We start from the raw sequence: 6769 nt of genomic DNA on the forward strand, positions 1-6769 counted from the left end.
TTAGAAGCGCTTCTATTAAGACTTGATTTCTTGTTTCAATTCGTCCAATTCTAACATCCATTCTATCGCTTCATCTAAACTGTGACAACGTTTTAGACTTTTCTTGAAAAAATGTTTTTCAAGACTAGAGTTTAGATAGCCAAAATCGCTATAGGTTACAACTGCACTAGCAACTAAAAAGTCGTAATCATTGTTAAAATCAAGCCATAACTGAGGTTCAAAAGAGTAGGAGTTTATTCGATTTGCAATATATCCTATTCTGATATCGTTGCTAATGTCTTCGGAAAATTTTCCGATGACTCTGCTTACCATATTAAAATCTACATGGATACCTTCATTTAATTCTGATACTATAAATTGTTTTGTGATATAGATTTTTCCGAATGGGAACTCTATTTTTCTAAATTCTAAAAGTTTAGAATATTTACTGGTTTCAAATGTCATTTCAAGGGATTATTGTTAAATTTATAAGAAATAATGTGGCTAAAAAAGAAAATCACTATAAATTTTATATTTCAATCTAATGAATACAGACCTAGGCGATTACAGAAAATCTTATGAAAAGCAAGAATTACTTGAAAAATATCTTAGTGATAATCCTTTAGAAGTATTCCAAAAATGGTTTCATGAAGTTGATACTAATTTCAATATTGGTGAAACTAACGCAATGACAATAAGCACTATCGGATTAGATGGCTTTCCGAAAAGTAGAGTAGTGCTATTAAAAAAATTCACTTACGAAGGGTTTATTTTTTATACAAACTACGAAAGTGAAAAAGGAAAAGCTATTGCAAATAATCCAAATGTTTGTTTATCATTTTTTTGGGCAGAAGCAGAGCGTCAAGTCATTATTAAAGGTAAAGCCGAAAAAATAGCTGAAAATTTAAGTGATGGGTATTTTGAATCTAGACCTCGAGGTAGTCAATTAGGTGCTTTAGTGTCCAACCAAAGTGAAATCATTAAAAACAGATCAGTAATAGAAAAATCTCTTAAAGCATTAGAGGAAGAATTTGAAGGTAAAGATATTCCTAGACCTGATTTTTGGGGTGGTTATATTGTTAAGCCTGTAGAAATTGAATTCTGGCAAGGTCGACCTAACCGTTTGCATGATAGAATTCGATATCAATTAAATAAAAACTTCGATTGGATTCAGGACCGTTTGTCTCCATAGACAATCCCTTTTATCGTCATTTTATTATCTATAAAATGTAATTTTTTGTAGGAATATACATAAATTTTATGCATTTCATCGATTATCTGCATATATATACGTTTAAATTAACGATAACATATATATTAGCGATGTATTACGCAATTAGTTAAATGCCCCGTTTAACTAATTGTTTTTTAAACATAATAATTAGACCCCAAATCTATTATTATAAAATCATAAAAGCCCTACTTATGAAACCTACTAAAATGTTGCCTGTAATGGCATTAATCGCTTTACTAACGTTCTCTTGTTCAACAGAAGAACTTCCAGAAGATACTATTAACAGTATTGAGCTTGCTAATGTTCCAGCTGCAAAAATAATTGAAGTTGAAATATTGGAACTTATCAATTCACATAGAATTAATATAGGATTAAATCCTTTAAGTAATCATAATACAATTAAAGCTGTTGCCTATACACATACAGATTATATGGTAGAAGTTAATAATGTATCACATGATAATTTCTTTCAACGTAAGAACAGTTTAGTACAGAATGCATCTGCAACTAAAGTATCGGAAAATGTAGCTTATGCTTTTAGTTCAGCAGAGTCTGTAGTTAATGCCTGGTTAAATAGTGAAGGACATAGAGCAAATATAGAAGGAGACTTTACAGATTTTGATGTCTCAGCCGAAAAGAATAGTGAAGGTAAATGGTATTTTACAAACATCTTTATAAAAAAATAATTTATAACCCAAAAACTGATTAATAGCAAATAGTTGTTTTAGAGCCACAGTTTATCTGTGGCTTTTTTTTGTTTTATATTCTGCTTAATTGATGCAGAACATTAGTTAATCTAGGAATTAGAACGTTAGAGTAAAGTTGAATCTTAACGAACTCTATATTTAAAACAGTAGTTACTAAACAATAGAATTTTGTTGACTCGAAATGGATTTGAAATTGGGATTATAACCTTGAGGCTGAAGTATAGCAAGATTTACAAATCGCATTAGAGATTTTGAATTGTAAAGAATCTACAGGTATAGGTTTTAGATTAAGATTTGGAAAACACAGTATTTCTACTTTTAGTTAACCTATAGTATCAAGGCATTAAATAGGGCCATAGATTAAGTCTTGGACTCTTAATAAAGAATAATTCACAATCTATTATAACTAATAAGGAAGCCACCTTTTACGTAAATTATAAAGCTTATTAAATGAAATAAGTGTGGTTTAGCACTTAAATTGAAAAGGTTGTGAATCAAGCCATGTAATGAATGATTTAGAGAATTAAATTGGTATTGCTTATTCAGGAAATTAAAAAAAACGCAATGGTTATCATTACAAATACGACTGTTGAGTACAATCTATATAATAACATATTTTTATTTATAAGAAGATCTTAAAAATGAAAAAAGCAGATTCAATATATGAATCTGCTTTTTTAGTTTAATATAGGGGAAATTTTATTCTTTTAAAATATAGAAGTAAGAACGTCTGTTCATCTGGTGTTCTTCTTCTGAACATTTTACACCATTAGAACATTTATTGAGTAATTGTGTTTCTCCATATCCAATAGCACTTTCTATTCGTTCTGGAGCAATTCCTCTAGAAATAATATAATCTCTTGTAGATTTGGCTCTTCTATCAGACAATTTTTCATTGTATTTATCACGTCCACGACTATCAGTATGCGCTTCAATTTTAATCACCATATTTGGATGTGCTCGCATTACATCTACAATGTTTTCAAGTTCGTATTGCGCATCTGTTCTAATATTAGATTTATCAAAATCGAAGAAAATTGGATTAATAACAATTTGATTATCATTAATTAATGGCTCTAGATAAAGATCTGCTTCTGTCACTTTTTCATTTTCGTTATCAGTAGATACTTCCTTCAGATCATCTTTATAATCTTCTTTACTACCTATAACAGTATATTTTTTATTACAGTCTACTGTAAACTCATATTCTCCTTTGTCGTTTGATTCAACTTCTTCTAGGACTTTACCTACCTCGTTAACCAACTTTACTGTTGTACCAGCAATGATATCATTGGTATTTAAATCTCTTGTAATTCCTTTAATTGTTTGCAGACAAATACTGGCATCAAAACTATAAATGTCATCACTACCTTGACCATCTGGTCTATTAGAAGAGAAGTATCCTGTTTTATCATTTTCTTCTTCTGACGGATTCATAAAGAACGCAAAATCATCATAACCACTGTTGTAAGGAGCTCCCATATTTTCTGGTTGTGCATTTTCATCTTTTATGATATTAGATTTAAAAATGTCGAGAAATCCTAAATTTAAATGGCCATCAGACGAAAAATAAAATGTACTATCTTGGCTCACAAAAGGAAACATTTCTCGTCCTTCTGTATTAACTTTTTCTCCTAGGTTTACAGGTTCAGAATAGCTGTTATTATTAATTTCTACTTGATAAATATCTGTTTGACCCAATCCGCCTTCACGATCAGAAACAAAGTATAAAATTTTGTTGTCAGGACTTAAAGTAGGATGTCCAGTTGAAAATACATCATCATTAAAAGGAAGTTCTTCAATATTTGTCCAGGTTTCACCAACAAGACTAGCTTTGTAAAGTTTTAAATGAGTTGTTCCTTCGTTATCGTATTTTGCCTTATTCTTTTTACCAACATTATCTCTTGTGAAATACATCGTTTTTCCATCTTTAGTGATGGCTACTGAAGCTTCATGATAGTCTGTATTTATCTTTTCTGCGTTTATAAAATCTGCACTTCCATAAGCTATTGTATCTCCTTGTTTTTCAACGGAAACACTATAGATATCAAGAAAGGGTTCTTGGTTCCAACTATAAAGTTTCTTTTCATCAGTATTTCTAGACGATGCAAAGTACATTTGCTCATTATGGATAAATGATCCGAAATCGGAGTACTTAGAATTAAAAGGTAAGTTCACTAACTTGACTACACGATCCATTTCAGTTTTAGCTAATTCGTTGTATTTGCTAATATCTTCTGGATTATAACCTTTAACTCTTGAATCGTTATTTTGGATTTCAGTAAATTTTTTCATCCACACATTGGCTTCAGAATAATTACCTAAACTTCTTAAAGACTGGATGTATTTATAGATATATTCAGGATTTACATCACTATCATATTTTTGCAGTGCTTTTTTGTACCATTGTGCTGCATCTTCAGATTTAGAATTATTGTAATAACAATCACCTAAGCGAGTCAAAACGTGTACACTTGTGTCACCCTTTTTTAGCACTTCTTTATATAATTCAGTTGCTTTTACATAACTGTAATTACCAAAGAATTTATCGGCTAGTTTTTCTTGAGCGATCATGAATGTGCTACTAAGCACAAAAAATAATATTAAGGATTTTGTTTTCATCATGATTAAATTTTTAGAAGTATCTAGGCGATTTAATACGTTTGCTTTTAAATATTTCGAACATAAGTAAAACTTCATGGGTTCCACTTGTATAGGCGCTTAATTCGGATAATGGATATTCATATGCATAACCAATTCTCAATTGTTTAGACACTTGAAAATCTGCAATGGCACCAAGAGCTTCAGCTCTTTCATTTATTCTGTAAGATCCACCAACCCAGAATTTTTCATAAAATAAAAAGTTAGCTGTAAGATCAAAAGATAAAGGCGCACCATTTGTTCCTTTAAGTAACATGGCTGGTTTTAGTTTTGTGTTTTCACCTAAATCAAATACATAACCACCAGTAAAGTAGTAACTAATTCTTTCTAACGACTGAAATTCTTCATCTCCCGTGTAATCGGTATTTAATATTCTAGGTGCAGAAAGCCCTAAATACCATCGACTACTATGCCAATAGATACCAGTTCCAATATTTGGTTTCCAGCGGTCTTCAAAACCGAAAATTACGGGATCATTAGACTCTGATAATTGGAAATCAGGATCAAGGCTAAAGCTTGTAAAACCAGCTTTCAAACCAAATGCTAACTCACTGTTTTCACTAACACGAATCGTATACGAGAAGTCACCATATAAATATGAAAAGTTTTGAAAACCTAATTCATCATTTATAAATGAGAAACCTAATCCTACATTTTCATTTCTTAGTGGCGTATGTACAGAAAGGGTCTGAGTAGTTGGACCTCCTTCAAGACCAACCCATTGACTTCTATGTAAACCTACAACACTTAAGGTTTCTCTACTTCCTGCATAAGCCGGATTAATTGAAATCGTATTGTACATATACTGTGTGAACTGAGGTAATTGCTGAGCAACTCCCATCCAGCTACTGAATAGTATAAATGCTATAATGTTAAACTTGACTAATTTCATTTTAGGTTAAGATTTAGTTTGTTGATACGTAGATTGGTCCTGTGATTGGTTTTAATTGTAAGTCACCAGTACTACCTTTTAATTTAATGATATAATAATATGTTCCTGTTGGGACAAATCCAGAGTTTCCTACAGAAGCTTTAGATGATGTACCATTCCAATCGTTATTATAATTTGAATTATCATAGATTTTTGCACCCCAACGATTGAATATTTGTAACTCAATTACAAAGCCACAGTCTTCAACTCCCGTTATCGTAAATACGTCATTGATTCCGTCTGCAGTAGATGGTGTAACAGCTTTAGAAATAACAAGGTCTTCTTCACCACAAGGTATAACAACACACTCATCATCTATAGTTATTGTTACATCAGTTACACTAGGACAATTGCCACCAACAGTATAGGTAAATATATAATCACCTAAGTCTGCATCAGTGTATTCTCCGCTAGCATTTAATAAGCTAGAAGGATTAAATAAACTTCCATCTAAGGTAGCATCTCCAAGCGTTACTGTCCACACACCATCAATATCAAAGTTTCCAGATAGTAAATCGAAAAGATCAAAATTAAAGTCTTCAATGATACATAGTTCAGCATCTGAAGCATCGATTTCATTTTCAACACTAACATTTATAAGTTGAGAATATAAAGCTTCATTTCCACAATCATCTGTCACTAACCATTCTCTTATTATAATATAATCTTGTACAGTTCCATCTGAAGTAGAATTTTCAGTAAATACCACTTCGATATTTGTAGAACATGCATCTTCAAACACTAATTCTGGTACTTCAGGAATGTCATTACAAACTATGAATATTTCTTCTTCTAAATCTGAAACTAACGCTGGAGCTGTAGTGTCCTGAACCGAAATGGTTTGATTAAACGTTGTTGTATTATCACATTCATCAGTTAATGTCCACGTTCTAGTAATGATCGATTCATTAGCACATGCACCATCAGCAACAGCATCAGTGTAAGTCGCTTCTAAATCCGTTGAACAGTTATCCGCTTCATCAGTCACATCACCAGTTAAAGTAAGATCATTTACATCTACATCACATTCTACATTAATATCTGCAGGCACAGTAAAAGTAGGCGCAGTAGTATCTTGAACTGTTATTGTTTGATTAAACGTTGTTGTATTATCACATTCATCAGTAAGCGTCCACGTTCTAGTAATGATCGATTCATTAGCACATGCACCATCAGCAACAGCATCAGTGTAAGTCGCTTCTAAATCCGTTGAACAGTTATCCGCTTCATCAGTCACATCACCAGTTAAAGTAAGAT

6 protein-coding genes are annotated in these 6769 nt (G+C 31.7%); 2 read left to right on the plus strand and 4 right to left on the minus strand.

Annotated elements, in window-relative coordinates:
- Positions 1 to 15 precede the first annotated feature (15 nt).
- Complete coding sequence (locus tag VOI25_RS14215) at positions 16 to 444, minus strand: hypothetical protein (protein WP_323789747.1); 429 nt, start codon at positions 442 to 444, stop codon at positions 16 to 18.
- Between the two features lie 79 nt (positions 445 to 523).
- Here VOI25_RS14215 and pdxH point away from each other — a divergent pair, with 79 nt between their 5' ends.
- Positions 524 to 1171 carry a pyridoxamine 5'-phosphate oxidase gene (pdxH, locus tag VOI25_RS14220; protein ID WP_323789748.1) on the plus strand — a complete coding sequence of 216 codons (648 nt, stop codon included), beginning with the start codon at positions 524 to 526 and terminating at the stop codon, positions 1169 to 1171.
- Between the two features lie 233 nt (positions 1172 to 1404).
- Positions 1405 to 1899, plus strand: coding sequence for a CAP domain-containing protein (locus tag VOI25_RS14225; RefSeq protein WP_323789749.1), 495 nt, complete (start codon positions 1405 to 1407; stop codon positions 1897 to 1899).
- Positions 1900 to 2619: 720 nt separating this feature from the next.
- Here the strand turns inward: VOI25_RS14225 and VOI25_RS14230 are convergent.
- From VOI25_RS14230 to VOI25_RS14240, 3 genes are all read right to left on the minus strand, one after another.
- Positions 2620 to 4545 carry an OmpA family protein gene (locus VOI25_RS14230; RefSeq protein ID WP_323789750.1) on the minus strand — a complete coding sequence of 642 codons (1926 nt, stop codon included), beginning with the start codon at positions 4543 to 4545 and terminating at the stop codon, positions 2620 to 2622.
- Positions 4546 to 4555: 10 nt separating this feature from the next.
- Entirely contained in the window at positions 4556 to 5473 is a 918-nt protein-coding gene (locus VOI25_RS14235; RefSeq protein WP_323789751.1) for a type IX secretion system membrane protein PorP/SprF, read from the minus strand.
- A 13-nt stretch (positions 5474 to 5486) separates the two neighbouring features.
- On the minus strand, positions 5487 to 6769 hold a 1283-nt coding region (locus VOI25_RS14240; RefSeq protein ID WP_323789752.1), incomplete at its 5' end, for a gliding motility-associated C-terminal domain-containing protein.

The sequence above is a fragment of the Psychroserpens sp. genome (assembly GCF_034670085.1).
Taxonomy (GTDB): Bacteria; Bacteroidota; Bacteroidia; order Flavobacteriales; family Flavobacteriaceae; genus Psychroserpens.

Excerpts from the sequence above, each read along its gene's own strand:
- VOI25_RS14230 (WP_323789750.1), bottom strand. The coding sequence starts at position 4,545 with ATGATGAAAACAAAATCCTTAATATTATTTTTTGTGCTTAGTAGCACA.
- VOI25_RS14215 (WP_323789747.1), bottom strand. The coding sequence starts at position 444 with ATGACATTTGAAACCAGTAAATATTCTAAACTTTTAGAATTTAGAAAA.
- VOI25_RS14235 (WP_323789751.1), bottom strand. The coding sequence starts at position 5,473 with ATGAAATTAGTCAAGTTTAACATTATAGCATTTATACTATTCAGTAGC.
- pdxH (WP_323789748.1), top strand. The coding sequence starts at position 524 with ATGAATACAGACCTAGGCGATTACAGAAAATCTTATGAAAAGCAAGAA.
- VOI25_RS14225 (WP_323789749.1), top strand. The coding sequence starts at position 1,405 with ATGAAACCTACTAAAATGTTGCCTGTAATGGCATTAATCGCTTTACTA.